This is a genomic window from Bradyrhizobium sp. GW821-FHT13H06, from assembly GCF_058803975.1.
Genome location: NZ_JBXAPN010000006.1, coordinates 346,270 through 372,658 on the forward strand (window position 1 = coordinate 346,270; position 26,389 = coordinate 372,658).

The 26,389-nt window shown below is 65.1% G+C and carries 25 protein-coding genes, 1 tRNA gene and 1 pseudogene; 8 read left to right on the forward strand and 19 right to left on the reverse strand.

Features of this window, described 5'->3' with window-relative positions; translation table 11 throughout:
* Window positions 1–73: 73 nt before the first annotated feature.
* Together AC1RQP_RS25535 and AC1RQP_RS25540 are read right to left on the reverse strand one after the other, a co-directional pair.
* Window positions 74–751: an AAA family ATPase gene (locus AC1RQP_RS25535; protein ID WP_061880428.1), complete on the reverse strand. Its 678-nt coding sequence runs from the start codon at window positions 749–751 to the stop codon at window positions 74–76.
* A 339-nt stretch (window positions 752–1,090) separates the two neighbouring features.
* Window positions 1,091–1,441, reverse strand: coding sequence for a hypothetical protein (locus AC1RQP_RS25540; RefSeq protein WP_492939083.1), 351 nt, complete (start codon window positions 1,439–1,441; stop codon window positions 1,091–1,093).
* A 472-nt stretch (window positions 1,442–1,913) separates the two neighbouring features.
* Here AC1RQP_RS25540 and AC1RQP_RS25545 point away from each other — a divergent pair, with 472 nt between their 5' ends.
* The 3 genes from AC1RQP_RS25545 to AC1RQP_RS25555 all read left to right on the forward strand — a co-directional run bounded on the left by AC1RQP_RS25545 (window position 1,914) and on the right by AC1RQP_RS25555 (window position 4,269).
* On the forward strand, window positions 1,914–3,080 hold the full coding sequence (locus tag AC1RQP_RS25545) for a CaiB/BaiF CoA transferase family protein (protein ID WP_492939085.1): 1,167 nt from the start codon (window positions 1,914–1,916) through the stop codon (window positions 3,078–3,080).
* Window positions 3,081–3,082: 2 nt separating this feature from the next.
* Complete coding sequence (locus AC1RQP_RS25550) at window positions 3,083–4,006, forward strand: HpcH/HpaI aldolase/citrate lyase family protein (protein WP_492939087.1); 924 nt, start codon at window positions 3,083–3,085, stop codon at window positions 4,004–4,006.
* Window positions 4,007–4,122: 116 nt separating this feature from the next.
* Window positions 4,123–4,269, forward strand: coding sequence for a hypothetical protein (locus AC1RQP_RS25555; protein WP_492939089.1), 147 nt, complete (start codon window positions 4,123–4,125; stop codon window positions 4,267–4,269).
* Between the two features lie 79 nt (window positions 4,270–4,348).
* Here AC1RQP_RS25555 and AC1RQP_RS25560 read toward each other — a convergent pair whose 3' ends face one another.
* Together AC1RQP_RS25560 and tenA are read right to left on the reverse strand one after the other, a co-directional pair.
* Complete coding sequence (locus tag AC1RQP_RS25560) at window positions 4,349–4,483, reverse strand: hypothetical protein (RefSeq protein ID WP_256456200.1); 135 nt, start codon at window positions 4,481–4,483, stop codon at window positions 4,349–4,351.
* 231 nt (window positions 4,484–4,714) lie between these two features.
* Complete coding sequence (gene tenA / locus AC1RQP_RS25565; RefSeq protein WP_492939090.1) at window positions 4,715–5,389, reverse strand: thiaminase II; 675 nt, start codon at window positions 5,387–5,389, stop codon at window positions 4,715–4,717.
* 168 nt (window positions 5,390–5,557) lie between these two features.
* Here tenA and AC1RQP_RS25570 point away from each other — a divergent pair.
* A pseudogene (locus AC1RQP_RS25570) lies at window positions 5,558–5,743 on the forward strand (hypothetical protein); the annotation flags it as partial.
* Between the two features lie 149 nt (window positions 5,744–5,892).
* Window positions 5,893–6,168 (forward strand): hypothetical protein, encoded by a 276-nt coding sequence (locus AC1RQP_RS25575; RefSeq protein WP_492939092.1) that lies wholly within the window; start codon window positions 5,893–5,895, stop codon window positions 6,166–6,168.
* 117 nt (window positions 6,169–6,285) lie between these two features.
* Here AC1RQP_RS25575 and AC1RQP_RS25580 read toward each other — a convergent pair.
* Window positions 6,286–6,362: transfer RNA gene (locus AC1RQP_RS25580), tRNA-His, on the reverse strand.
* 433 nt (window positions 6,363–6,795) lie between these two features.
* Window positions 6,796–7,230 carry a phasin gene (locus AC1RQP_RS25585; protein WP_239621347.1) on the reverse strand — a complete coding sequence of 145 codons (435 nt, stop codon included), beginning with the start codon at window positions 7,228–7,230 and terminating at the stop codon, window positions 6,796–6,798.
* A 654-nt stretch (window positions 7,231–7,884) separates the two neighbouring features.
* Here AC1RQP_RS25585 and AC1RQP_RS25590 point away from each other — a divergent pair.
* Window positions 7,885–11,388, forward strand: coding sequence for a PAS domain-containing sensor histidine kinase (locus tag AC1RQP_RS25590; protein ID WP_492939094.1), 3,504 nt, complete (start codon window positions 7,885–7,887; stop codon window positions 11,386–11,388).
* A 5-nt stretch (window positions 11,389–11,393) separates the two neighbouring features.
* On the opposite strand, the gene AC1RQP_RS25595 is transcribed toward AC1RQP_RS25590, so the two are convergent.
* The gene (locus AC1RQP_RS25595; RefSeq protein WP_492939096.1) at window positions 11,394–11,873 is read right to left on the reverse strand and encodes a YybH family protein; all 480 of its coding nucleotides are present in this window, start codon (window positions 11,871–11,873) and stop codon (window positions 11,394–11,396) included.
* Window positions 11,874–12,046: 173 nt separating this feature from the next.
* Between AC1RQP_RS25595 and AC1RQP_RS25600 the strand changes: the two genes are divergently transcribed.
* Window positions 12,047–13,027: a LysR family transcriptional regulator gene (locus AC1RQP_RS25600; RefSeq protein ID WP_492939098.1), complete on the forward strand. Its 981-nt coding sequence runs from the start codon at window positions 12,047–12,049 to the stop codon at window positions 13,025–13,027.
* A 62-nt stretch (window positions 13,028–13,089) separates the two neighbouring features.
* Here AC1RQP_RS25600 and AC1RQP_RS25605 read toward each other — a convergent pair whose 3' ends face one another.
* The 11 genes from AC1RQP_RS25605 to AC1RQP_RS25655 form a co-directional block, all read right to left on the reverse strand.
* Window positions 13,090–14,262 (reverse strand): thiolase family protein, encoded by a 1,173-nt coding sequence (locus AC1RQP_RS25605; RefSeq protein ID WP_239621340.1) that lies wholly within the window; start codon window positions 14,260–14,262, stop codon window positions 13,090–13,092.
* A 266-nt stretch (window positions 14,263–14,528) separates the two neighbouring features.
* Complete coding sequence (gene serA, locus AC1RQP_RS25610; protein WP_239621331.1) at window positions 14,529–16,118, reverse strand: phosphoglycerate dehydrogenase; 1,590 nt, start codon at window positions 16,116–16,118, stop codon at window positions 14,529–14,531.
* Window positions 16,119–16,337: 219 nt separating this feature from the next.
* A complete protein-coding gene (locus AC1RQP_RS25615) occupies window positions 16,338–17,510 on the reverse strand; it encodes a phosphoserine transaminase (RefSeq protein WP_239621329.1) in 1,173 nt (390 codons plus the stop codon).
* Window positions 17,511–17,589: 79 nt separating this feature from the next.
* Window positions 17,590–17,796 (reverse strand): hypothetical protein, encoded by a 207-nt coding sequence (locus tag AC1RQP_RS25620; RefSeq protein WP_028180066.1) that lies wholly within the window; start codon window positions 17,794–17,796, stop codon window positions 17,590–17,592.
* Window positions 17,797–17,954: 158 nt separating this feature from the next.
* Window positions 17,955–18,419 (reverse strand): GNAT family N-acetyltransferase, encoded by a 465-nt coding sequence (locus tag AC1RQP_RS25625; RefSeq protein ID WP_131869240.1) that lies wholly within the window; start codon window positions 18,417–18,419, stop codon window positions 17,955–17,957.
* Window positions 18,420–18,437: 18 nt separating this feature from the next.
* Complete coding sequence (locus AC1RQP_RS25630; RefSeq protein ID WP_239621321.1) at window positions 18,438–19,028, reverse strand: glutathione S-transferase family protein; 591 nt, start codon at window positions 19,026–19,028, stop codon at window positions 18,438–18,440.
* 69 nt (window positions 19,029–19,097) lie between these two features.
* A complete protein-coding gene (locus tag AC1RQP_RS25635; protein WP_239621319.1) occupies window positions 19,098–19,979 on the reverse strand; it encodes an outer membrane protein in 882 nt (293 codons plus the stop codon).
* 167 nt (window positions 19,980–20,146) lie between these two features.
* Window positions 20,147–20,977 (reverse strand): outer membrane protein, encoded by an 831-nt coding sequence (locus AC1RQP_RS25640; protein WP_239621312.1) that lies wholly within the window; start codon window positions 20,975–20,977, stop codon window positions 20,147–20,149.
* A gap of 227 nt (window positions 20,978–21,204) precedes the next feature.
* The gene (locus AC1RQP_RS25645; protein WP_492939102.1) at window positions 21,205–22,455 is read right to left on the reverse strand and encodes an MFS transporter; all 1,251 of its coding nucleotides are present in this window, start codon (window positions 22,453–22,455) and stop codon (window positions 21,205–21,207) included.
* 141 nt (window positions 22,456–22,596) lie between these two features.
* Complete coding sequence (gene glmM / locus AC1RQP_RS25650) at window positions 22,597–23,940, reverse strand: phosphoglucosamine mutase (RefSeq protein ID WP_028180072.1); 1,344 nt, start codon at window positions 23,938–23,940, stop codon at window positions 22,597–22,599.
* Window positions 23,941–24,163: 223 nt separating this feature from the next.
* Window positions 24,164–24,331, reverse strand: coding sequence for a hypothetical protein (locus AC1RQP_RS25655; RefSeq protein ID WP_492939104.1), 168 nt, complete (start codon window positions 24,329–24,331; stop codon window positions 24,164–24,166).
* Between the two features lie 114 nt (window positions 24,332–24,445).
* Here AC1RQP_RS25655 and AC1RQP_RS25660 point away from each other — a divergent pair, with 114 nt between their 5' ends.
* Window positions 24,446–25,582 carry an alpha-hydroxy acid oxidase gene (locus AC1RQP_RS25660; protein WP_239621304.1) on the forward strand — a complete coding sequence of 379 codons (1,137 nt, stop codon included), beginning with the start codon at window positions 24,446–24,448 and terminating at the stop codon, window positions 25,580–25,582.
* Between the two features lie 172 nt (window positions 25,583–25,754).
* Here AC1RQP_RS25660 and AC1RQP_RS25665 read toward each other — a convergent pair whose 3' ends face one another.
* Window positions 25,755–26,381, reverse strand: coding sequence for a hypothetical protein (locus AC1RQP_RS25665; protein WP_492939106.1), 627 nt, complete (start codon window positions 26,379–26,381; stop codon window positions 25,755–25,757).
* Window positions 26,382–26,389 lie beyond the last annotated feature (8 nt).

The window sequence follows — 26,389 nt, forward strand, 5'->3', positions numbered from 1 at the left end:
TCTTCACCGGTTCAAAAACGCAAAACGCGCGGCTCGTCCGCGCGTTTGTCGTCCGGGGAATGAACAATGAAAATTAAGCTGCCTGCTTGTGCATTGCGCCGGAAGCCGACGCCGTGCCGCGAATAGCCTTGACCGAACGCTCGATCGCCGCCCACAGCCTTGCGATCTCCTGGGCTGCACGGCTCTCGGCCTGATACTCGCGCGCACCCTCGCCGTGGCTCAGCGCCATCAGCAGGTCCGAACGATTGGTGATCTGGCCGCCCCACACCGGAGCACGGAATTTGGCCAGCGCTTCGCGGGCGATGGTGACGATCGGGCTTTCGGATTCGTCGCGCTTGGCCGGCGCACCGTTGAGCACGACCGCGTAGGGCTTGCGCGCGGCGCGGCACATCTGGATGGTTTCCTGCACCGCGTTGACGTCGAACACGCCCGGACGGGCGGGGATCACCACCATGGTTGCGTTCTTGATCGCGTCGTCGACGACGGCCGACAGGTTCGGCGGCGTGTCGATCAACACCCATTCATAGCCGTCACGCTTGGCAGCGGAGACGATGCCGCTGACGGAGTTCACGGCAGCCTTGATCGGCGGTTCGTTGGTGCCACGCAGCTTGTGCCACAGCGTGAGCGAGCCCTGCGGATCCGCATCCACGAGCATGACCTGCTTGCTCGCCTTGATCTGCGCGGCGAGATGTGCAGCCAGGGTACTCTTGCCCGAGCCGCCCTTACGCGATGCAAAAACAATAACGTTCATACCTTCGGCCTCCAGATTGACCCCAGGCCGCGAAAATGAATCAGCGCGCTGATTCGGGAAAGAAAAATTTATCAGGGGTTGCGTTACGGCCACGAAATAACAAGGCGTGTTGGCTTTTGAGTCACACTGCATCGCCGGACGGAGACGCGGACCCAAGCGAAACACCGCTCGCCCGGGCATTTGTGCGTTATTTGAGCAACAAGCGGGACAACGCAACCTTGCCGCGCAAACCTGCGGGCGCCTCTTTTCCGTCCCCGGGGGCTGTCATGGCCGCAAGCCTCGCGCGACGGCGCGTGAACAAAAGGAGTCCAGTGGCTGTCGCCAAGCCGACGTCCGCGCTCAGCCTTCGCTGGATTTCTTTCTGGCCACCTTCGGCGCCGGCTTGGTGGTCTTCTTCGCAGCCTGGGGCGCGATGTTGGTCGGCTTGCCGGCGCGGACCTCGCCCGGCTCGGGGCCGGAGCGGAAGAACACCCGGCATTGCGGCGAGAGCTGCGCCTTCTTCTTGATCATGCAGGCGGTGATGGCATCGACGTTCGGAACGAACTCGCTGCACAGCCGCATCGCATCCGGCGAGCAGGCCTGCTGCTCCTCCTGGGTGTAGGCGAAGCCGGCGCGCGGCAGGGCCAGGACGGCGAGGGCAAGCGAGAGGCTTGCAGCGGCCAATGACGTCTTGAAGCGAAATGCCGGCATTGATGTCCCCACGTGATGTGTCCTTGGGAATAGTGGGTGAACGGCGGTGCGTTGGCAACGAGGGCAGATGCGAAAGCCGCAACGTGTGCGGTCTCGGCAACAGGGCGGTCAGCCTGCCGTCTTCTCCGCTGTCATCCCCGCCTTGTGCGCAAGTGCGCACTGGGGCGGGGATCCAGTATTCCAGAGACGCCTGCTGTTCCCAGAGGGGCCGCGGCGTACTGGATCCCCGCCTGCGCGGGGATGACAGTTGTGGGTGGGGAAGCGCTGAACACAAAAACTGCGAAAACAACCCCATGCACAGTAGCCAAGTGGCGGCAATCCCTCGGCATTTTCATTATTAGGATTTAACGAAGTCGAATTTGACTTGTCGGGCAAAACAGGGGCATGATGGCATCATCAAAAAAGATGCGCGTGGGGTGGTCGGCCTGTCTCCTGCGCCGGTCAAAAGCGTTGGCGGGAGTGGAGCGATCGCATGGAGGGGAATGAGGCGGAATTGCCGCTGGCGGGCGTGACGGTGGTCTCGCTGGAGCAGGCGATCGCGGCGCCGCTGGCCAGCCGCCACCTGGCGGACTGGGGCGCACGGGTCATCAAGATCGAGCGGCCGGGCGCGGGCGATTTCTGCCGGGACTACGATCATGTGATGAACGGCATGTCGAGCCAGTTCGTCTGGACCAACCGTTCCAAGGAAAGCCTCGCCATCGACCTCAAGAGCGAGGGCGGCCGCAAGGTGCTCGACGCCCTGCTGCCGCGCGCCGATGTGTTCATCCAGAACCTCGCGCCCGGCGCGGCGGAGCGGCTCGGCCTCGATGCGGCATCGCTGGTGCGAAAATTTCCGCGCCTCATCGCCTGCGACGTCTCGGGCTATGGCGCCGGCGGCCCCTACGGCAACAAGAAGGCCTACGATCTCCTGGTGCAGTGCGAGGCCGGCGTGCTCGCCATCAACGGCACCGAGGCGGAGCCCGCCAAGGTCGGGCTCTCGGTGGTCGACATCGCCACCGGCATGTACATCCTCAACGGCGTGCTGATGGCGCTGTACGCCCGCGAGCGGACCGGCAAGGGCACGGCCTTCCAGGCCTCGCTGTTCGATTCCATCACGGACTGGATGAGCTATCCCGCGTTCTACACCGAGCACACGGGCCGGCCGCTGCCGCGCACCGGCGCGAAGCATGCGACGATCGCACCTTACGGACCGTTTCGCGTGGGCGACGGCAACACCATCTTCTTCGGCATCCAGAACGACCGGGAATGGCGGTCGCTGTGCCGCATCGTGCTTGGCGATGCCGGCTTTGCCGACGACCTGCGCTTCCGCACCAATCCGCTGCGCATGCAGAACCGCGACGACCTGCAGGCGCATATCGAGCAGCGCTTTGCCTCCATGACCAGCGAGGAGGTGCTGCGGCTGCTGGACGAAGCCGCGATCGCCAATGCGCATCTGAACTCGGTCGAAGCCTTCCTGAAGCATGAACAACTCCACGCGCGCTCGCGGGTGCAGACCGTGGGATCGCCGACCGGGCCGGTCATGAGCTTCCTGCCCGCGCTCACCATTCCCGGCGTGAGCCCGCGGATGGATCCGGTGCCTGATGTCGGCGAGCACAACGAGTCCATCCTCAGTGAACTCGGTCTGGCCAAGGAGACGTGACGATGGTCTCGCTGCGACCGAGCCGGGCCTATCTGGCCGTCCCCGCGCATCGCGCCCGCCTCGTCGCCAAGGCAGCGGCTTCAAGCGCGGATGCCGTGTTCATGGATCTCGAGGACGCGGTGCCGCCCTCCGAGAAGGCTGTTGCGCTGGAGGAAGCGGTGCGGTCGCTGTCATCGCTCGACTGGGGCAGCAAGCGCGTCGCGGTCAGGCTCAATGCTGTCGACAGCCCGTTCATCGCGCAGGAGATCCGCACGCTGGCGGCGCTGCCGCGGCTGGATGCGGTGATCGTGCCGAAGGCGGAGCGCGCAAGCGACATCGTTGCCATCGCCGATCAGCTCCGCGCCGCCGCGCCGGATCGCGCCGCGCCGGTCGCGCTCGAACTCCTGATCGAGACCGCGCTGGGCCTCGTCAATGTCGATGCGCTCGCCGCCGCACACCAAAGCGTGGCCGCGCTTCACCTCGGCGTCGGCGATCTCGCGGCCTCGCTCGGCGCCCGCACCTCCGACATCGGAATTTCGCCGGATGGCTATCGCCATGTGGGATCGGCTCAGAGCGGCTACGCCTCCGCGCCGCTCGACCTGTTCGCCTATCCCATGATGCGCCTGCTGGTGGCCGCGCGCGCGTTCGGCCTGCGCGCCATCGACGGCCCCTGCGGCGCGTTCCGCGATGCCAGGCTGACTGAGGCCAGCGCGCAAAAGGCCGCGGCGATGGGGTTCGACGGCAAGCAGGTCATCCATCCCGACCAGATCGAACCGACGCTGCGCGCGTTCACGCCATCGGCCGAGGAGCTGGCGCAGGCGCGGCGGGTGGTCGAGGCGATGGAGCAGGCGGAGGTGCAAGGCCAGGGCGCGGTGACGCTGGACGGCAAGATGATCGACTATGCCAATGTGCGGATGGCGCGCAGGATCATCGAGCTGGGGTCGTAGCTGCGCATGGCCACCTTGCTGATCGTCGCGCCGGTGTTTGCGCTGATTGCGGCCGGCATGATGCCGGCGGCGGCGTTCGTGCTGGCAAAGCTGCTCGGTCTGCCGCCGGCGTCATCGTGCTGTTCGCGGCGATGCCGACCGACGCGAACGCCTGCATCTTCGCGGTCCAGTATCAACGGCTGGTGAATCCGGTGTCGGGCGCGGTGGCAGTGGGGACGCTGCTGGCGGCGGCGACGTTGCCGGTGGTGGCGGGAGGGAGGTAGCGCCGCGCCGACACAAACTCGGCTGCTGGGTTTACGGTGCTCGGCATGACCAATCGAAGGCGAGCATTTTGACTTTAGCCTAGGCAGCCCAGTCCATGATCGCGTCGATGAAGGTCTGAGCCTGGCGGATCGCGTCGAGCCTCGTCGCACAGACACCGACCGACACTGTTCGGCCCTTTCCGACAGTCCACTTCCAACCAGCCGGGTAGCTCATTTCAACGATCGAGAAGCTTACGCCGCGATGTTCCACGGAGAACCTCCGCTAGCATGTTGCTGTGTCTGAAAAGGCTACTCCAAATGGCGAATTTGTCCAGCCGAACGCAGGCCCACAATTCGCTCGCGCGGCTTGGATATAAGCGTTCAGGAGAGCGCATGGAGACTTATTGCGGTGGTGGTGTTGATGGTGGCGGGAGGAAGTAGGGGCGCCTGACGATTGCCGACCCCGCTATTCAACACGTTGGCCCGCGCGCCAGGCCATCTCCCAGAAGTCTGCCTCGAGGCGGGTGGCTTCCTTGAAGATCGCAATCAGCTCGGCCTCGCGGGCCGGCGTGGCGTAGAGATCGGCGAGCTGCTCCATATGCGCTAGAGCCTTGGCAGCGACCTCCTGGTACGCCACGCCGGCGTACTCGGCGATCCAGACGCGATAGGCGTTCCTCGCGGCGTCAGCATCGGGGCGCGAGGCGAGCCGCGTTGCGATTTCCGCGTACCCGATCACGCAAGGCGCAAGCGCCACCTTGAGCGCCAGCAGATCGCCGCGCATTCCCGCATCTAACACGTAGCGCGTATAGGCCAGCATCTCGGCCGCCGGAGGGGCCTGTTCAAGGTCGCTCGGGGATAGACCCCATTCGGCACAGAGCTTCACATGCAGCTTCATCTCGACATCAAGGATGGCCGAAAGGCCGGCCGCGGCTTCACGCATGTCGGCAAGTCTGGGCGACTTGTAGACCGCCAGCGCGTAGGCGCGCGCGAACTCGATGAGGAACAAATAGTCCTGAACGAGGTAGTGACGAAACGCCGCTTCGGGGAGCGAGCCGTCTGCCAATCCGTTCGTGAAGGGATGCTCGGTATAAGCCCGCCACTCAACGGATGCTTCTGTCTTGAGACGCTCGAAGAAACTCACGATGTTTTTCGCCTAGCTTGCTTGTCCATGAACGTCCGTGGCTCGCTACCGATAGCGCATTGCGAACCGGGGAGCTACGGTGACCGCGCACTAAGCTAATTACAAAATTGGCTGACCAGCGCTTCAGATAGCGCGCCGTGCGGAGATTAGTGCACTGTCACCTTAGTTCATATGCTCCGCGTCGAATGTTCGCGCTGCTCTCGCATCGTCGAGATGCAGACGGCCGAGGCCATCCGCTATTTCGGGGCGGACGCGATCTGGAAAGATGTTGGGCTGCGCTTGCTTGACCAGACCTGCACCAATCGCACCGGCCGTCACGAGGAAGATGGCTGCTGGCCAAATTGGGGAAGCTAAAAATCAGGGCGTGTTCGTACCGTCACGGGGAGATTACGCCATTTTGGCTTTGGCTCCATCGTCCAGTACATAGCGCTCACGCGCGCATCTCGCTTCCGGCTTCGCGCAGGCTGATAGATGAGAATGGAGCTGCGAACGCGCGAGGTTTCATGCGCGAGTACTGGGCGACATACGACGTACGACACTATCATGTTGCCGACGTGATCGCGCTACTACCAGAAGGCGCATCGATTACTGCCGATCTCAAGCAACTCGAGAGTCAGTTCCGTTATCGGCTAAAAGCCGGCCAGATCGAATTGACGTCTTGGGGCATGCCTTACATTGGCCTAGCAATCACGGCGGCGGGGAAAGCGGTGCGTGACGGCTGGTATCGCCGAGTGCCAAAGCAGCCGCAAACGCTGCCACGCTTGTTGTCATCTGCGTAATCGCCGTCGACGAAGTCGCGTCATCGCTAAGATGGCGCGGCTTCTTCGATCAGAGCGGAATCTCCGCTAAGCGAAACGCGACGATCTGCGTACACCTGACTAGAACATTGAAATCATTGGTACAGTTGGGTGGGCTCGAACCACCGACCTCCTGTTCCACAGACAGGCGCTCTAACCAACTGAGCTACAACTGCATCCTGGCGAGCCGCCGCTTGGGGCGCCCTTGAGAAGGGCCGGTCACCGAGGGGGCTGGACGGGGCGGAAACTAGGTGCAACGGGCGTTTTTGGCAAGGCCGCAAAACCCGATATTTGCCCGTCTCCGGCGCAAGAAAATGTGGATCGGCTGGAGTTGGTTCACCTCTCCCCAGCGGGGAGAGGTCGGATTGCTTCGGCGCGCACATGCGCGCCGGAGCGATCCGGGTGAGGGGCCGCATCCCGAAAAGTGAGACCTGATCCCCTCACCCGGATCGCATCTTTGATGCGATCCGACCTCTCCCTTTGGGAGAGGTGGTCGGAGGTCTTGGCGGGCGTCGATTGAACCCAGGGCGAGATCGCCCGCAGCGCTGTTTCCAAAGAAAAAACCCGGGCGCCAGGCCCGGGTTTCGTCGTCAATTCCAGTCCGGTCGCTCAGGCGGCGGACGGATAGTACTTCGAGGCACTGGCCTTGATCGGCTCGGCGGTCTCGGCGGCGACGCGCTGGGAGAGCTCGACCAGCTCCTTGGCCTGGGACTGCAGGGTCTCGAACTGCTTGCGGGTGTGGCCGGTCCACAGCTCCAGCGCTTCCGCCGGCGACTTCAGGCCGAACAGCTGCTGGGCGAAGTCGAGCTGGGCGCTGGTGTTGGCCTTCATGAACTCGACCAGCTTGGCGGTGTATTCGCTCGCACCCTTGGAGGCGCAGGTGAAGACGGCCTCGACGGTGCCGTTGTGGGTCTCGGCGGCGTCCTTGAACTTGGCGTAGTTCTCGCGGGCCTGCGACACGCCCTTTTCGGCGAACGCACGCATCTGCTCGGGAACCTCGAACGGAATGATCGAGGCAGAAAACGGATCAGTCGCACCTGTCATGGTTGTCCCTCACGCTAATGGAAAAATCGAGTGAGCCTTCTGGCGCGCCCGCCGGCCCCGATCGCGGGCCCTAACCTTCAGCGGGTACGAAAGACTGGAAACGCGGAACGAATGAGATGGCTCGCCCAGCGCCCAGCACTATGACTGCCTATCATGTCAACATTGTGCATCGCAACGCGCCACAAGGGTGCGCTGCGAAATTTAATCTAGGTCAGGGTGAGGTTCCGGGTCGGGGGAACCGGGGGTTGAGGTAGTCGGGTGTGTTGGGCAGGTGGCTCTTCACCTCTTCCGCTTGCTTGCGGGAGAGGTCGGATCGCACAAGCGATCCGGGTGAGGGCTCTTTTCTCTGGGGGAGTCTTCGCTGTCGAGACACCCTCTCCCCAACCCTCCCCCGCAAGCGGGGGGAGGGAGCGCACCTTCGACGGAGCTCTCAGCGAATCTCACTCGTCAGGCCGGCCTGACCCGCTGCTCTTCGAATCCCTTGGATGCAACGGCGCTTCGGCTTGCGGGGTCGGCACCATTAAGGTTATCGCCGCTTGGGGCGCCGTTTCGGGCTGGCGGCCGTGGACCTGCCCGCGCCTCTCGGGCGATAACTCTTTCTTAAGGCTGCCATTCCGGCAGCCGCCACCTGATGCGTGAGCGACAGCCGGCCTTATGAAGCGTTCGGATTTCCAGTTGCGAGGTGTGGGCGATCCGCGGCTGGCCGTGCATGCGACCTCGCCGCTGGCCACCTGGCTGTGGTCGGTCGACGGCGCGCGCGTGCTGTGGGCCAATCCGGTCGGCGCAAACCTGTTCGGCGCGGCGAACAGCGCTGGCCTCTCCGAAAAGGTGTTCGGCCCGGCGGACAGCCATCGCCGCCAGGTCGCCCGGCTCGCGGGCCAATTGCCGGCGAACGGCACCGTGCGGCTCGAACGGCTGCGCGGCTTCGGCGCCCGGCTCGGCACGCTGATGACCTGCGCCTGCGCGCGGCTCGACTTTGCCGATGGCGGCCATGCCGTGCTGGTCACCGCCATGTATCCCACGTCGCGCCCGATGCCGCTGGTCGAGCGGCTGTCTCGCCTGGTCGCGGGCGCCAAGGTGCCGATGGCCGCGTTCGCGCCGGACGGATTGTTCGTCGGCGCCAGCGAGGCCGCCCGCTCCCTGCTCGGCTTCCGCGATCTCTTTGAGGCCGGCCTCGACCGGGCACGCAGCGATGCGCTGGCAACCGGCCGCGCCGCGACGCCGATCGGCATCGGCCAGATGGTGCTGCAACGGGTCGGCACGGGGGCCGATGTCGGGCTTGTCGCGCTGATCGAGCCTGCCGCCTGGACAGCAGCGGCGCACGAGGCCGCGCCTGAAGTGGCGCCCAATATCGCACGCGGCCAGCCGGCTCCGCCCGCGCCCGAGGTCCTCCCTGTCGAGCCTGCAGCCGCAGGGCCGGAGGAGCCTGCGCCTTCGAACGCGCCGCCGAACGCGTTCGCGCTGTTCGACGCCTTCACCGATCCGGTCGAAACAGCTGCGCCAGCCGAGACTGCACACACGCCCGGGCAGCCCGCCTGCGAGGCGATACCGGACGTCGCACCGGTCCAGACCATTGAAGAGCCGATCGTCCCCGCGGCGGCCGACGCCGCGCCCAAGACTCCGGTTGAAAACCCGGCAGAGGCCATTGTGTCGCCGCAGGTTGTGCCGATCACTCGAGGCATGGTCGAGCCGGAGTCGGGCCAAGAGTCCTCGGGCCAGCAGGAGCCGCCCGCACCGCGTCAGCATCCGCTGCGCTTCCTCTGGCAGATGGATGCAGAGGGCCGCTTTGTGCTTCTCTCCGATGAATTCATCCGCCTGATCGGCGCGCACACGGCCGCCGGCTTCGGCCGCCCCTGGCGCGAGATCGCCGAAACATTCTCGCTCGATCCGGACGGGCGCGTCGCGCAGGCGCTTGCAAGCCACGACACCTGGGCCGGCATCACCGTGAACTGGCCGGCCGACGGCGGCGAGCGTCTTGCGGTCGAGCTCGCGGGCCTGCCGATCTACGACCGCGAGCGCAATTTCGCGGGCTTCAGGGGATTTGGCGTCTGCCGCGATCTCGACGGCCTCAACCGGCTCGAGGCGCTGCGCCGCTTCGAGCTGCTCGTCGCGCCGCCGGCGCAGCAGGACATCGCCGCTGACGCCGCCGAGCCCGCTCCGGAGCCGGAGGCCAAGCCCGAAATTGAGCCCGAAGTTGAGCCCGAAGCCAAGCTCGAAGCAGAGCCCGCGGCCGAGTTGGAAGCAACGGCAGCGCCTCCGCCGGTCGAGCCGCCCGAGCCCGAGCCGACACCCGAGCCTGAACCGGCAGCCGCCACAGCCGACGCGAATTCACACCCAACCGATCTGGAAACGCCCGTGGAAACGCCCCCCAATGTCGTGCCGTTCCGACCGGCCGGCGACACACGACCGCCGACGCTGACGCCGGTCGAAAACAGCGCGTTCAACGAGCTCGCGCGGCAATTGTCCGAACGGCTCGAACGCGATCGCGAGACGATCGCGGCCGATGCGGCCGAGCCGGCGGCGGAGACCGCAGCCGAGCCGCCGGAGCCGGAGGCGCCGCACACCGCGGCCGAATGGCTGACCGAGCCCGCAGCCCCGGCGCGCGGCGCCAGCGCGCGCGACCGCACGCTGCTCGATCTGTTGCCGACGGGAATCCTGATCTACCGGCTCGACCGCCTGCTCTACGCCAATCCCGCCTTCCTCGCGCGCATGGGCTATGCCAGCCTCAACGCGCTGGAGAATGCCGGCGGGCTGGATGCGCTCTATGTCGAGCCGGGCGTGTCGTCAGCAAGCAGCACCTCGCAAGGCGGCACGCCTGTCACGATCAGCGCGACGGTCGCGAACGGCGAAGCGCCGCTTGCGACGACCGACGCGCATCTGCACACGATCGACTGGGACGGCGAGAGCGCGCACGCGCTGATCTGCGCGCTGCCGCAGGCGACACCGGTCGCCGCGGCGCCTGTGATCGCAGAGACCGTGATTGCCGAATCCGTCGTCACCGGGTCCGTCGTCGCAGCGTCCTACACCTACGAACCCGAGTCCGCGGCGGGCGAAGCCGAGGCCGAGGATCTCGCCGCCATCCTCGACACCACGGCCGAGGGCATCGTCATGTTCGATGCGGAGGGCAACATCCACGCCTGCAACCGCAGTGCCGAGGCGCTGTTCGGCTATGACGGCGAAGCGCTGCTCGAGCAGAACCTCTCGACGCTGTTCGCGCCGGAAAGCCAGCAGATCGTCGCCGATTATCTCGAAAGCCTGAAGAGCCAGGACATTGCGAGCCTGCTCGACCACGGCCGCGAGGTGCTGGGACGCGAGAAGAAGGGTGGCGTCATTCCGCTCGCGATGATCATGGGCCGCACGCGCCCCGACGGCCCGAACTTCTTCGCCGTGTTCCGCGATCTCTCGCAGAGCAAGAAGGGCGAGAGCGAGCTGACGCAGGCCCGCCGCCTCGTCGACGGCGCGGCCAATGCCAAGGCCGACATGCTGGCGCGGATCAGCCACGAGATCCGCACGCCGCTCAACGCCATCATCGGCTTTGCCGAGGTGATGATCTCCGAACGCTTCGGCGCGCTCGGCAACGAGCGCTATGGCGAATACATGAAGGACATCCGCGCCTCCGGCGAGCGCGTCATCGCCATCATCGACGACCTGCTGGAGCTGTCGCGGATCGAGACCGGCAAGCTCGACCTCACCTTCGACAACCTCAACCTCAACGACCTCGTCGAGGCCTGCGTCGCGGTGATGCAGCCGCAGGCCAACCGCGAACGCATCATCATCCGCACCTCGCTCGCCCATGCGCTGCCGCAGGTGAACGTGGATGCCCGCGCGATGCGGCAGATCACCATGAACCTGATCTCGAACTCGATCCGGCTCGCCAGCGCCGGCGGCCAGGTCATCGTCTCGACCGCGCTGACCGACCACGGCGAGATTGCCTTGCGCATCCGCGACACCGGCCACGGCCTCACCGAGCGCGAGGTCGCCGCCGCCATGGAGCCGTTCCGCACCCCGCCGCCCGGCGATGCCGCCGACAGCTCGGCGCTCAGCCTGTCGCTGACCAAGGCGCTGGTCGAAGCCAACCGCGCCCGCTTCAACATCAAGAGCGCGGGCCACGGCACGCTGATCGAGGTGGTGTTCGCGCCAGCGCTGGCGGGGGCTTGAGGCGCTCACTGGCTTGCGGGCAGACCGCGCCCCAGCGCCGCCGCCTGCTGCAGGCTGATGCCATTGGCCAGCGGGTCGGCGTGGCGATGCGCCAGGCGCCACTCGGTGCCCACCCGCCGGTAGACGAGCGTCACGCGCAAGGCCCACTCCTGGGCCGGCAGCCCTCCGACCTCGACGCTGTCCCGCTCGATCAGCGCCAGGACGACCATGTCCTGCGAGCCATAGGTCTGCACGACCTCCTGCCTGTGCGTTCCGTTCCTGAAGAAACGGCCCATCCGCTCCCACCTTTCTGGCGTGTACTCCGCGGCCTTTGACGGGACCCCGCCGAACGGCGACATCAGCACGAAGTCGTCGGTGAGGGAGACCATCTGCCGGTAGATGCCGGCGTCGCCGCGCATCAGCGCCGTGTTCGCTTGCTGCGTATGGTCGATCAGTTTCGCGATCACGTCGTCGGCCGTGGCCGCCTCGGCGACGACGAGCGGCATGCATGCCATTCCTGCGAGCGTGTGACGCCTGGACACCGCCGCGGGCGCGGCTGCGCGATGCGGATCTTGATCATTCTTCATCCGAGGGCTCCGGTGTTGACGGTTCATGCGGTTGCACAAGATGCTGGATGCCGCTTTGACCGTGATGAAGCCAGTGATAAGATCTCAGGACCATGCTGAATCCTGCTCAGCTTGCACGGATCGACGTCAGCCTCCTCGTCGTGTTCAGCACCGTGCTGGAGGAGCGCCAGGTCTCGCGCGCGGCGGACAAGCTCAAGCTCACGCCCTCGGCGGTGAGCCACGGATTGGCCCGGCTGCGGCGCATCTTCCACGATCCGTTGTTCCTGAAGACGCCGAGCGGCGTGAAGCCGACGGAGCGCGCGCTCGCGCTTGCAGGTCCCGTCGCCGAACTCCTGTCGCGCCTCGATGCGATCGTGTCGGCCGCCGAGCCCTTTGACGCGCGAACGGCGAGGCGATCGTTCACGATCGGCACACCGGATGCGTTGGCCGCGGTGTTTCTCGCTTCTCTCCTCGAGACCCTCGCCCGGGAAGGCCCGGGGATCGACATCCGGCTGCTGCAGCTAATGCCGCAACGTCATGGCAAGGCGTCGAGCCAGGTCTGGCAGGACACGCTCTCCGAGCTTGATTCGCACCGGCTCGACCTCGCCGTGCTGCCGGTCGGTCCGCTGCCGTCACGTTACGCCGAACGGCTGCTGTTCGAGGAGGACTTCGTCGTCGCCATGCGCAAGGGCCACACGATGGCCCGCAAGGTCACGCTCGCGACCTATCTGGCAGCACGGCACATGCTGGTCTCGGCGACCGGTGATGCGCTCGGGATCGTCGACGTCAGGCTTGCCGAACGGGGCCATTCCCGGCGCGTGGCGCTGACCGTGCCCAACTTCATGTTGGCGCTGGCGCAGCTCGCCGAGAGCGATTTCATTGCGACCTTGCCGCGCCATCTGGTCGAACGCCACGCCGCGCGTTTCGACCTCGTGATCCGCCCCGTACCGTTTCCGTGGACGCCCGACCCGGTGCGCGTCGTCGCCTCACAAGCTGCGATCGCGGATGCCGGTGTCGCCTGGCTGTTCGAGACAGTGGCGCGCTGCTTAGGTCCGCCGACGCCGACAGCGCCCAGGCGTCGCGTCTCCGCCTGATGCCCGAATAGCAAAAAGGGCACGGCGCGCGCCGTGCCCTTTCGCATTCCTGTCGCATGGTCTCAGCTGTAGATCTCGAACAGGCCGGCGCCGCCCTGGCCGCCGCCGATGCACATCGTCACCACGCCCCACTTGGCCTTGCGGCGGGCGCCTTCCTGCAAGAGGTGGCCGGTGAGACGGGCGCCGGTCATGCCGAAGGGATGGCCGATCGCGATCGAGCCGCCGTTGACGTTGTACTTGGCGGGATCGATGCCGAGCTGGTCGCGGCAATACAGGCACTGGCTGGCGAAGGCCTCGTTGAGCTCCCACAGATCGATGTCGTCGATCTTGAGGCCGGTGCGCTTGAGCAGCTTCGGAATCGCGAACACCGGGCCGATGCCCATCTCGTCGGGCTCGCAGCCGGCGGTCGCCCAGGCGACGAAGCGGCCGAGCGGCTTCAGCCCGCGCTTCTCCGCGTCCTTGGCTTCCATCAGCACCACGGCGGCGGCGCCGTCGGAGAGCTGGCTGGCATTGCCGGCGGTGACGAACTTGCCGGGACCCTTCACCGGCTCGAGCTTGGCGAGACCTTCCAGCGTGGTCTCGGGCCGGTTGCACTCGTCGCGGTCGACGACGTAGTCGACGATGCTCTCGGCCTTGGTCTGCTTGTCGACGACCTTCATCCGGGTCTTCATCGGGACGATCTCGTCCTTGAACTTGCCGGCCTGCTGCGCCGAGGCCATGCGGCGCTGCGACTCCAGCGAGAACTCGTCCTGATATTCGCGGCTGAGCTTGTAGCGCTCGGCGACGATGTCGGCGGTGTCGATCATGGCCATGAAGATGTCGGGCGCGACCTTAAGCAGCTCCGGGTCGACCGACTCCTTCGGCGTGGCGCCGCCGGGGATCGAGATGCTCTCGACGCCGCCGGCAACGATGCAGTCGGCGCCATCCGAGCGGATCGAGTTGGCGGCCATCGCGATGGTCTGCAGTCCCGAGGAGCAGAAGCGGTTCACCGAGACGCCGGCGGTGGTCTTCGGCAGGCCGGCGAGCAGCGCGGCCTGGCGGCCGATGTTCGGTGCGCCATGGGCGCAATTGCCGAGATAGCAGTCCTCGACATAGTCCTTCTCGACGCCGGCGCGATCGACCGCGTGCTGGATGGCGTGGGCCGCGAGCGACATCGGCGGCGTGATGTTGAACCCGCCGCGGCCGGATTTTGCCAGGCCCGTGCGCGCATAGGAAACGATGACGGCTTCACGCATGTGTTTCTCCCTTGTCGAACGATTTGAACGGAGCGTAGTTACGAGGCGTTCTGGGCGCCATTGGTACACAAAGTCAGCAGATCGCGGGAAATAAAAATGCCGCCCCCGGTGACGGAGGCGGCGTTGTTCCGCGGGTCGGAATATCAATGTGAGCGTCACTCTATCCACACGTCATGCCCGGGCTTGTCCCGGGCATCCACGATCTTGGACATGCGTGGGAAGGCGTGGATGGCCGGGACAAGCTCGGCCATGACGACGGTGAGAGTTCAGAACGTCAGCGCCTTGGCCTGCTTGACCTGCGGCAGGGCCTGCACCTTGGCGAGCAGGTCCGCCGGCACCGCGCCGTCGACCTCGACCAGCGCAATGGCATCGCTGCCGGGCGCGACGCGGCCGAGATGGAAGGTGGCGATGTTGATCTTGGCGTCGCCCAGAAGGCTCGCGAACTTGCCGATGAAGCCCGGCTTGTCCTCGTTGGTGACGTAGATCATGGACTTGCCGAACTCGGCATCGACACGGATGCCCTTGATGTCGACGAGGCGCGGCTTGCCGTCGGCATAGACGGTGCCCGAGACCGACCGCTCCTGCCGCTCGGTGGTGACCGCCACGGTGATCAGGCTCTCATAGTCGCTCTGGGCGGCGCGCACGATCTCGTCCACCACCATGCCGCGCTCCTTGGCGACGACCGGCGCGGAGACGACGTTGACCTCGCCCAGCATCGGCCGCAGCAGACCGGACAGCACGGCGGAGGTGATCGCCTTGATCTTCATCTCGGCGACGTGGCCCTCATAGGTGATCTCGACCTTGAGAATGCCGGTCTCGGTGAGCTGGCCGGCGAAGGAGCCGAGCTTCTCGGCAAGCGCGATGAACGGCTTCAGCTTCGGCGCTTCTTCGGCCGTGATCGAGGGGAAGTTGACGGCGTTCGAGATCGCGCCGGTGAGCAGGTAATCCGACATCTGCTCGGCGACCTGGAGCGCGACGTTCTCCTGCGCTTCGGTGGTGGATGCGCCGAGATGCGGCGTGCAGATCACGTTGGGATGGCCGAACAGCACGTTCTTGGTCGCGGGCTCCTCGACGAACACGTCGAAGGCGGCGCCCGCGATGTGCTTGGAGTTGAGCGCATCGACCACCGCCTGCTCGTCGACGAGGCCGCCGCGGGCGCAGTTGATCAGGCGCACGCCCTTCTTCATCCTGGCGATCGCAGCCGCGTCGATGATGTTCCTGGTCTTGTCGGTGAGCGGGGTGTGCAGCGTGATGAAATCGGAGCGCTTCAGCAGGTCGTCGAGCTCGACCTTCTCGACGCCGATGTCCTTGGCGCGCTCCGGCGACAGGAACGGGTCGAACGCGATCACCTTCATGCGCAGGCCGAGCGCACGGTCGGCGACGATCGAGCCGATATTGCCGCAACCGACGACACCGAGCACCTTGCCGGTGATCTCGACGCCCATGAATCGGTTCTTCTCCCACTTGCCGGCCTGGGTCGAGGCGTCGGCCTGCGGGATCTCGCGGGCCAGCGCCAGCATCAGGGTGATGGCGTGCTCGGCGGTCGTGATCGAGTTGCCGAACGGCGTGTTCATCACGATGATGCCCTTGGCCGTGGCCGCTGGAATCTCGACATTGTCGACGCCGATGCCGGCGCGGCCGATCACCTTCAGCTTCGCCGCCTTCTCCAGGATCTTGGCGGTCGCCTTGGTCGCCGAGCGGATCGCAAGGCCGTCGTAATTGCCGATGATCTCGGCGAGCTTGTCCTTGTCCTTGCCGAGATTGGGCTGGAAGTCGACCTCGACGCCGCGATCCTTGAAGATCTGCACGGCGGCGGGCGAGAGCGCGTCGGAAATGAGAACTTTGGGTTTGGTCATGGTGATGTGTCCTTCACCGTCCCTGAGGGAGGATGGGCCCCGAGGGCCGGAATGAGGAATTGCGCAGAAGCACTTTGCTCTCCCTCTCCCCGTTCTTACGGCGAGAGGGTTGGGGTGAGGGGCAGCCACAGGCGAGGTGCTCGTGGAGAGAGCCACTCACCCGGATCGCTGCGCGACCCGACCTCTCCCCGTAAGAACGGGGAGAGGTGAAGAAAGCAATCACGCCGCCTTGGGCAGAGCGGCCTTGGTCTCGGCGAAGGCCCAGTCGATCCACTGCGTCAGCAGCTCGACGTCCCTGGCCTCGACGGTGGCGCCGCACCAGATGCGCAGGCCGGCCGGCGCATCGCGGTAATAGGCGAAGTCGAAGCCGGCGCCTTCCTTCTCGACCAGCGCGACCAGCTTCTTGCAGAAGTCGGCCTGCGCGTCCGCCGAAAGCGAAGTGATCGCGGGATCAGTGAACTTGAGGCACACGGAGGTGTTGGAGCGGATCGAAGCGTCCTTGGCGAGGAAGTCGATCCAGGGCGTCTTCGCCTTCCAGTCGGCGAGCACCTTGGTGTTGGCGTCGGCACGCGCGATCAGCGCCTTGAGGCCGCCGATCGACTTGGCCCAGTTCAGCGCGTCGAGATAATCCTCGACGCAGAGCATCGAGGGCGTGTTGATGGTCTCGCCGACGAAGATGCCTTCGTTGATCTTGCCGCCCTTGGTCATGCGGAAGATCTTTGGCAGCGGCCAGGCCGGCTTGTAGGTCTCGAGCCGTTCCACCGCGCGGGGCGACAGGATCAGCATGCCGTGCGCGGCTTCACCGCCGAGCGCCTTCTGCCAGGAGAAGGTGACGACGTCGAGCTTCGGCCAGTCAAGAGCTTGCGCGAATGCGGCGGACGTCGCGTCGCAGATGGTCAGGCCTTCGCGGGTCGCGCTGATCCAGTCGGCGTTCGGCACGCGCACGCCTGAGGTGGTGCCGTTCCAGGTGAAGACGACGTCGCTCTTGGGATCGACCTTCGACAGATCGGGAATCTCACCGTAAGCCGCATTCAGCTTGGTGACGTCCTTGAGCTTCAATTCCTTGACGATGTCGCTGACCCAGCCCTCGCCGAAGGATTCCCAGGCGAGCGTGGTGACGGGGCGCGCACCGAGCAGCGACCACAGTGCCATCTCGACCGCGCCGGTATCGGACGCCGGCACGATGCCGATGCGGTAATCGGCGGGGACCTCGAGCACTTCGCGCGTCAGGTCGATCGCGAGCTTGAGCTTGGTCTTGCCGATCTTCGCGCGATGCGAGCGGCCGAGCGCTGCGTCCTTGAGATTTTGGGCGTTCCAGCCGGGGCGCTTGGCGCAGGGACCGGAGGAGAAATGCGGCACGGCGGGCCGCGAAGCGGGCTTCGCTACAGTCATGATCTACCCTTCCAGATAGTAAGCCTCCCGTTGGGGGGAGGTGTCCCGCCGCGGCTGATACGGGAATCGGGAAGACCAGTCAAGGAAGTTCCGGGGCCTCACGTGCGAGTGATGGCGCCTCGGGTGCGATCTCCGGGGATTGGACGACGGCGAGCGCATTCAGCAAGTCCGTGGCATCGCTGATCAATTGCGCGGCCCTGCGCCGGCTGCCGACCTTCAAAATGCATTTGTCATGGGCCTGCACGACGTAGTCGTTGCCGACCTTGATCATTGAATAGCTTGTCATCGAAATCCCCGAACCGACCGAGCCCGGTGCCAAAAGCTGCCGTAGCACTGTTCGTTCCCGATTCAACGTGAACGACGGACGGGTAGTTTACCGCCCATTAAGATGAACGAATGCGCGATCCGAATTTGCTGATCGTGCAAGGCTCGCGAGAAGCTGCCTCAAAAGCGGACAGTCATGCCCACATGACTCGCGGCAAATCCGAGCCGCTTGTAGAAGCGCTGCGCGTCGACGCGCGTCTGATGCGTCAGCAGTTCGACGAGATTGCAATTGCGCGCCTTCGCTTCCGCGACCGCCCATTGCACCAATTGCTCGCCGATGCCGCGGCTGCGACAATCGGAAGCAACGCGGACGTCCTCGAGCAGGCCGCGCACGCCGCCTTGGGAACTCAGGCCCGGCAGGATCGCGAGTTGCAGGCAGCCGACCACCCTGCCCGCGCTCTCGGCAACGACGAGCGTGAGATTCGGATCGCGCTCGACCCGCGCGAATGCGTCGTAATAGGAGGCGGGCAACGGATCCTCCACGCGCTCGCGCGCGCGGCCGAGATGATCGTCGGCGAGCATCGCCACGATCGCGGCGACGTCCTCGCGGCGCGCGGGACGGATGGAGACGGCTTCGGCATTCATGTCAGACAACTCCGCACCTCAGCGCGCCGGCGCAAGGCCGAGAAACGCTTCGACTTCGCCGATCCAGCGGCGGACGGACGCATGGCGGCCGAGATCGAAGCCGCCTTCATGCGCGAGGCGCGTATAGGCGAGCAGCGACACGTCGGCGAGCGAAACCTCATCGCCGGCGAAGAAGCGGCTGCCGGAGAGATGCTGCTCCATGCGGTCGAGCGCCGCATAGCCGCGCTTGACCTTCTCGGGATCGAGCTCGGATGCGTCCTTGCCCAGGTAGACCAGGAGGAATCGGCACACCGCGATATAGGGCTCGTGGCTGTACTGCTCCCAGAACAGCCATTCGTCCATCTTGGCCGCTGCAAAGGCGTCGCGCGGAATGAGCGTACTGTCGCGGGCGAGATAGCGGATGATGGCGTTGGACTGTGCGAGCGTGCGGCCGTCGTCGAATTCGACGGTCGGCACCTGGCCGGCGCCGTTCATCCTGAGGAATTGCGGCGTACGCGTCTCGCCCTTGCGCGTGTCGATCTCGATCCACTGGTAGGGCACTGCGAGCTTGTCGCAGACCCACTTCACCTTCAGGCAGTTTCCGGAATTGCCGTCGCCGTAGATCTTCATCGCTGCCGCCCCGTCTTCGGGCGACAGAGCATCAGGACAGAGGGAATCTGTCAACAGGAAGCGGGCGGCTCAGAACTTGTAGCCCAGCCCGACGCGCGCGTTGTTCAGCGTGACCTGCGTGTTCATGACGGGCGAGAATCTCACATACTCGTATTCCACGCGCGCGAACAACCCGTCCCAAATGCAATATTCGAGCCCGAGGCCCGCGGTCCAACCCACAGCGAAAGTGTTGGTCCTGTGCTGGCTCTGAGTCTGCGATTGCACCGGAACAGCATACGTATTGCTCGTGGTCGTCGTAACGCCGCCGACCGTTGTCGATACGACCTGCGTGAGCGTCACGTCGCTCGTCACCGTGCGGGAGACGTCCATTCGGCCAACCGCGGCGCCAAAGAAGGCATACGGCATGAAATCGCCGCCATCCCAGCCCACGCGGCCACGGAGCGAAATCATGTCCTTGACCTTCGCCGCGGCCGTGCCGGTCAAGGTCACGTTGTAATTGTTGGTCGTGCCCTCGGGCGGGTTATCCCCGGGCGGGTTGGTGATGACGAGCGAGTTGTAACCGCTGGTCTGCGTGTAGAGATTGTCGAAGTAGCTGTAGGTGCCTTCAAGACCGAGAATGGCATCGTACCATTGCCAATTGCGGCCGACGAAGCCGCCGAAATTGACGCCTTGCGTGTTGGCCTTGTTCAGGAGCGACCAGTTCGCGGTCGGTTGCTGCAGGACGCTGTCGCGGAAGATGTAGTTGGTCAGGCCGACCACGCTCTGGCTGAAATCAGTCGCGTCGGTCGTGTAGCCGGCGTTGCCGCCGATATAGGCGCCATCCCAGTTGCGGGTCGTCTTCGACAGGCCCTCGGTGTAGCCGCCGCGCAGGACGGGCAGATCCGGCATGTCGGCCGCGTGCGCGGCAGACACCGTCCCCAACATCGCCGCCCCCAACAAAAGCCCACGCATCGCAACGCTCCATCGACTCGAACTTTCGCCCGTGATCATGGCTCGTTAACCTTAACCAATGGTTGCGGTAGGCAATTTCGTCAGTGCGAGCCGTGAAAAATACGCAAAGCAAAACGGCGCGGGATGATCCCGCGCCGTTAAGAGACGTTAAGCGATGAGGCTGACGATCAGCCCTTGGTGACGAGCGGCGGCGGCATGTAGGCCGGCGGGCTGCTGAGATCCCAGCGCACGCCGAGCTTGATGTCGTGCGAGGTGATGTCCTTGATCTTGATCGAGGTCGGGCCGGAGGCACTGTTGTCGAACAGGCGGTAGTTGCCGGGCGCGGCGTCGCCGAGGTCCATGTAGCTGTAGGCCAGTTCGACCGTGAAGCCGGGGTTGACCTTGTAGGCGAGACCGGCGTGAGCGGCCCAGGCGAAGTTCCACTTGCCGCTATCGGCGAAGTAAGCGACGCTGTTGTTGAGCCCCGGGCTGTACGAGACGCCGTCGTCGCGGAAGCCGCTGATCTTGTTGTAGGAGCCGCCGACACCGGCACCGATGAACGGCGTAATGCACCACCAGGTGCCGAGGTCGACGTAGGCGTTGGCCATGACGACCCACTCGGACTTGCTGCCGCTGTAATTGTTGGAGCCGACGAAGCCCGGCCCGATGACGTTGTCAGCACCGTGCAGGGTGGCCTTGCCCCGGTACTGGCCGATCACGTCCGCACGAAACCAGTTGTTGAAGCGATAGCCGACGCCGAGACCGAACAGCGGCGACGAGTCGAAGCCGAATCCCTCCGTCGTCTTCTGATACCCAGCCGGCAAGGCGGCGTCGATGCTCTTGGCGCGCTGGTTGGTCATGCCGATGTCGCCGCGCAGATACCAGCCGCCGAAATCGGCGGGCGGGGCGGGCGGCGCGTACATGGGAGGGGGCGCCGCGATCGGCATATCGGCGGCGAACGCCATCGACGAGATCAGGGTTGCCGCACCCGCGGCAAGCAGAGACTTAACGCTACGCATTGCTTCGTCCTTTTGGCCGGTGAGGCAAAGACGGGCGCCCCACGTTCTGGAAACTCACGCCCCGGACGATGGCAGCAAATGTTTAAGCGCCACTTAACCCTAATTTTTAAGGTTGATTTTTTCTCACCGCACACGCCGATGCGACGGCAGCGTTGCAAAAATGCAGCGCGGGGCGGGCCGCATTTCCTAACGATGTATGAAGCTGCAATGCAGCGAATAGTAATGCGTTAACGCGCGTGCCGCGGCAGCTTGGGCAGGAACACCGCGAGCAGCCCGATCGCCGGCAGATAGGCGCAGACCTGGTAGACGAACTCGATCGAGGTGTGGTCGGCGAGCTTGCCCAGCACGGCGGCCCCGAGACCGCCGATGCCGAACGCGACGCCGAAGAACACGCCGGAGATCATGCCGAAGCGGTGCGGCACCAGCTCCTGCGCGAACACGATGATCGACGAGGTCGTCGAGGAGATGATCAGGCCGATGGCGACGCTGAGCACGGCGCTGGCATAGAGGCCGGCATAAGGCAGCGCCAGCGTGAAGGGCAGCGCGCCCAGGATCGAGATCCAGATCACGATCTTGCGGCCGAAGCGGTCGCCCAGGGGACCACCGAGAAACGCACCCACGGCGTTCGCGGCGAGGAAGATGAAGAGATAGATCTGGGCTGCCTGCGTCGACACGCCGAAACGATCGATCAGGTAGAAGATGTAGTAGCTCGACAGGCTCGAGACGTAGAGCTGCTTCGAGAACAGCAGCGCGACCAGCACGGCCAGCGCCACTGCGACGCGGCGCGAGCTCGGCGCGTCGGGATGGGCCTGAATCGTGGCCGTCTTCTTCGCCTTGATCTGCGGCGCATACCAATTGCCGATACGCCAGAGGATGAGGATCGCGAGAAACGCGATCGAGGAGAACCAGGCGATGCTGCCCTGACCGAACGGCACCACGATCAGCGCGGCGAGCACCGGCCCCATCGAGGTGCCGAAACTGCCGCCGAGTTGGAACACCGACTGCGCAAAACCGTAGCGGCCGCCGGACGCGAGCCGCGCGATGCGCGCCGACTCGGGGTGAAACACCGCCGAGCCGAGGCCGACCAGGGCGGCAGCGACGAGGATGACGAGATATTGGTGCGCGGCGCTGAGCAGCAGCAGGCCGAAGAAGGTCGAGGCCATGCCGATCGCCAGCGAATAGGGCTGTGCCTTCTTGTCGGTGTAGTGCCCGACCACCGGCTGGAGCAGCGAGGCCGTGAACTGGAAGGCCAGGGTGATCATGCCGATCTGCGCGAAGTCGAGCGCGTAGGTGTCCTTCAGGATCGGATAGACCGAGGCGATCAGCGACTGCATGGTGTCGTTGAGGAAGTGCGAGACGCTGATGCCGGCGAGCACGATGTAAGCCGGCCCTGCCGCCTTGGCGGCGGCGGGCGATACGTCGCTGACGACGACGGGCTCGGTCAGCGTTTCCTCGGAGACGACGACAGGCTTGTTCAATGGAGCGGTCCCGGCGGGCGCGGCGAACCGCCGCATCCGCTAGTTACGATGCAAGCGGCGGTCGAACCACCGTCAATCGTCGATGGCTGGGATGCGTGGGTGTTCTCGTCGTTTACCCTCCAGGGGAGGGTAAGAAAAACATCAAGCCGCGGCCTGGCCGAGCGCCAGGACGATGGTGTCGACGACGTCCTCGACCAGGATGCGGTCCTCGCCCTCGCCCATGACGCGGATCACGGGCTCGGTGCCGGAAGAACGGATCAGCAGACGGCCGTGGCCGTTGAGGCGCATCTCGCCGTCGGAGATCGCCGACTTGACGTCGGAATCGTCGAGCGGCTTGCCGCCCTTGTGACGGACGTTCTTGAGGATCTGCGGCAGCGGGTCGAATCGGTGGCAGACTTCCGAGACCGGCCGGCGCAGCTTCTGCACCACGGCCAGCACCTGCAAGGCAGCCACGAAACCGTCGCCGGTGGTGGCGTAGTCGGAGAGGATGATGTGACCGGACTGCTCGCCGCCGAGATTGTAGCCGCCGTTCAGCATCTGCTCGAGGACGTAGCGATCGCCGACCGGCGTACGCACGAGATCGAGCCCCTGCCCTTTCAGGAAGCGCTCTAGGCCGAGATTGGACATCACGGTGGCGACGATGCCCGGGCGCGACAGGCGTCCGTCCTCCTTCCAGCTCTGCGCGATCACCGCGAGCAGCTGGTCGCCGTCGACGATGTGGCCGCGCTCGTCGACCAGGATGACGCGATCGGCGTCGCCGTCCAGCGCGATGCCGATATCGGCGCGCATCTCGCGCACTTTCTTCGACAGCGCTTCGGGCGAGGTCGAGCCGCATTCCTTGTTGATGTTGAAGCCGTCGGGTTCGACGCCGATCGCCACCACGTCGGCGCCCAGCTCCCACAGCGCTTCCGGCACCACCTTGTAGGCGGCACCATTGGCGCAATCGATCACGACGCGCAGGCCATCGAGCGACAGGTCGCGCGGCAGCGTGCGCTTGGCGAATTCGATGTAGCGATCGTGCACGCCGTCGATGCGGCGGGCGCGGCCCAGGCTCGCACTTTGTGCCAGCCTCCTGTCGAGAGATTCGTCGAGCAGCTGCTCGATCTGCTTCTCGACGTCGTCGGAAAGCTTGAAGCCCTGCGGGCCGAACAGCTTGATGCCGTTGTCCTCGAACAGATTGTGCGAGGCCGAGATCATCACGCCGAGATCGGCGCGCATCGACTTGGTCAGCATCGCGACCGCCGGCGTCGGCATCGGGCCGACCAGCAGCACGTCCATGCCGACCGAGGTGAAGCCTGCGACCATCGCGTATTCGATCATGTAGCCGGACAGACGGGTGTCCTTGCCGATCACGACCCTGTGGCGGTGGTCACCGCGCTGAAACGCAAGGCCTGCGGCCTGGCCGACCTTGAGCGCGAGCTCCGGCGTGATCAGCCCGTTGGCGCGGCCCCGAATCCCGTCCGTCCCGAAATATTTGCGGCTCATATCGTCCCCCAAAGGCAACAACCAGGGGATCCCCTCTACAACCACGGGATGCCCGAAAGGGCCCCGCATCCCTGATTTGCTGGGGTCTTATAATGCTATCGCGGCTAACTTGGCTTCAAGAAATATGATGAATCATTACGGAACCGGGCGCGGCGCCGGCTCAGTAAGATGTTGTTAACACTATATTTCCGGCCGGAACGCGGCGCCGAGGCGGAACCCGCCCCTACCGGCTGCGCTTCACATGGCCATCCTCGCGGCTCGGTGCCGGCTGGGTGACATTGACGGGATCCGAGCCCGGAAAGGTCTCCTCCAATCCCTCTTCCAGCGCCTCCTCGAGATCGTGCTTCTCCTTGATCTCTTCCGGCGAAGGTCCAGCGTGCGGCCTCGTCATCGCACCCTCCTGCAAAACGTCCTGCAAACGATTTGGCTATGCATCCAACCATGCTAGATGACCCCGAAATCTTCCGATGCAAGACTTCCAAGCAAGACGGGCCGGGGAAAAGACATGAAGCACATCACCTGTATCGATGATCTTCGCGCGCTGCATCAGCGCCGCGTGCCGAAGGCGTTCTTCGATTATTGCGACCGCGGCTCCTATGCGGAGGAAACGCTGCGCGCCAACCGCGAGGACATGCAGGCGATCAAGTTCCGCCAGCGCATCCTGGTCGACGTCTCCAAGCGCGACACCTCGACCACGATCCTGGGCGAACCCTCGACCATGCCGCTGATGCTCGCGCCCGTCGGCCTGCTCGGCATGCAGCACGGCGACGGCGAGATCCACGCCTGCCGCGCCGCGCAGGCCGCCGGCATCCCGTTCACGCAATCGACCATGTCGATCTGCTCGATCGAGGACATCGCCGCCAATGTCGAGAAGCCGTTCTGGTTCCAGCTCTACGTGATGAAGGACCGCGGCTTCATCAAGGCGCTGATCGAGCGCGCGATCGCGGCCAAATGCTCGGCGCTGGTGCTGACCGTCGACCTCCAGGTGATCGGACAGCGCCACCAGGACATCAAGAACGGCATGACGGTGCCGCCCGAATGGTCGCTGTCGAAGCTGATCGATTTCGCCACCAAGCCGGCCTGGGTGTCGGGCGTGCTCCAGGGCAAGCGCCGCACCTTCGGCAATCTCGCGGGTCATCTGAAGGTCAGTGACGACATCACCTCGCTGTCGACCTGGATCAACTCGCAGTTCGACACCTCGCTGAACTGGAACGACATCGACTGGATCCGCTCGATCTGGCCGGGCAAGCTGGTCCTGAAGGGCATTCTCGACGTCGAGGACGCCGAACTCGCCGCAAAGACCGGCGCGCAGGCGATCGTGGTCTCCAACCATGGTGGCCGCCAGCTCGACGGCGCGCCGTCCTCGATCGAGGTCCTGCCCGAAATCGTCGACACCGTCGGTGACAAGATGGAGATCATGTTCGACGGCGGCATCCGCTCCGGCCAGGACGTGATGCGCGCGCTCGCGCTCGGCGCAAAATCCTGCATGATCGGCCGCGCCTATGCCTATGGCCTGGGTGCCGGCGGCCAGGCCGGCGTCGCCAAGGCGATCGACATCATCCAGAAGGAGCTGCTCACGACCATGGGCCTGTGCGGCGTCAACCGGATCGACGAGATCGACGATCATATCATTGCGATGTGAGCGCGGAGACGGTGCCCTAGCGTAGGGTGGGCAAAGCGACTTGTCCGCCGTAGCTCGCAGAGCGAAGGCGGAAGCGTGCCCACCACCTTTCGCGCGACGTAAAGCAGATGTGGGCACGGCGCAAAGGCGCCTTTGCCCGCCCTACGACGCTACGGAAGCGTCCCTCCCCGCCTCACATCGGCGGCGTCAGGCCGTCGCGGCCGACGCTGACGCGGTTGGTCTCGAACGAGCCGTCGGGCAATTGCTTCAGGAAGGCGATGACCTTGGCACCCGGCTTCAACTCGGATTTGTCGCTCGGCACGAAGGTCACCACCGGCGTGTTGTCGGCGACGAACACCTTCTTCTCGCCGTCCTTGTACTTGACCAGCAGCGTGTGACCGTCATTGCCGACGACGCTTTCGGCCACCGTCGCATTGGTCATGCTGGAGTTCGGCTTGAGGTCCCAGGGCCGGGAGCCCTCGCCGGTGCCGCGCATGCTCTCCGGAAACACGTGGACCTCGACCGCGTTCTGGCTGCCGTCCGGTCCCGGCACGGTGGTCGCACCGATGAACGAACCCGGCTTGATGTCGGCGAGTGAAATCCTGGTGATCCCCGACACGTTCACGTCGGAGGCGATGTGAAGCCTGACGTCTTCACCGCTGCGCGACTTGACCTGCATGGTGTCGCCATTGACGCTCTCGATCGTGCCGCGCACGCGCGTCGGCACCGGCGCCCTCTGGGCGAAGGCGCAGTAAGTTGAGACGGCCACCATCGCGACGGCGATCAGCGGACGTGTGAAAGTTGCACGTTGTACAGACATGACGGTCT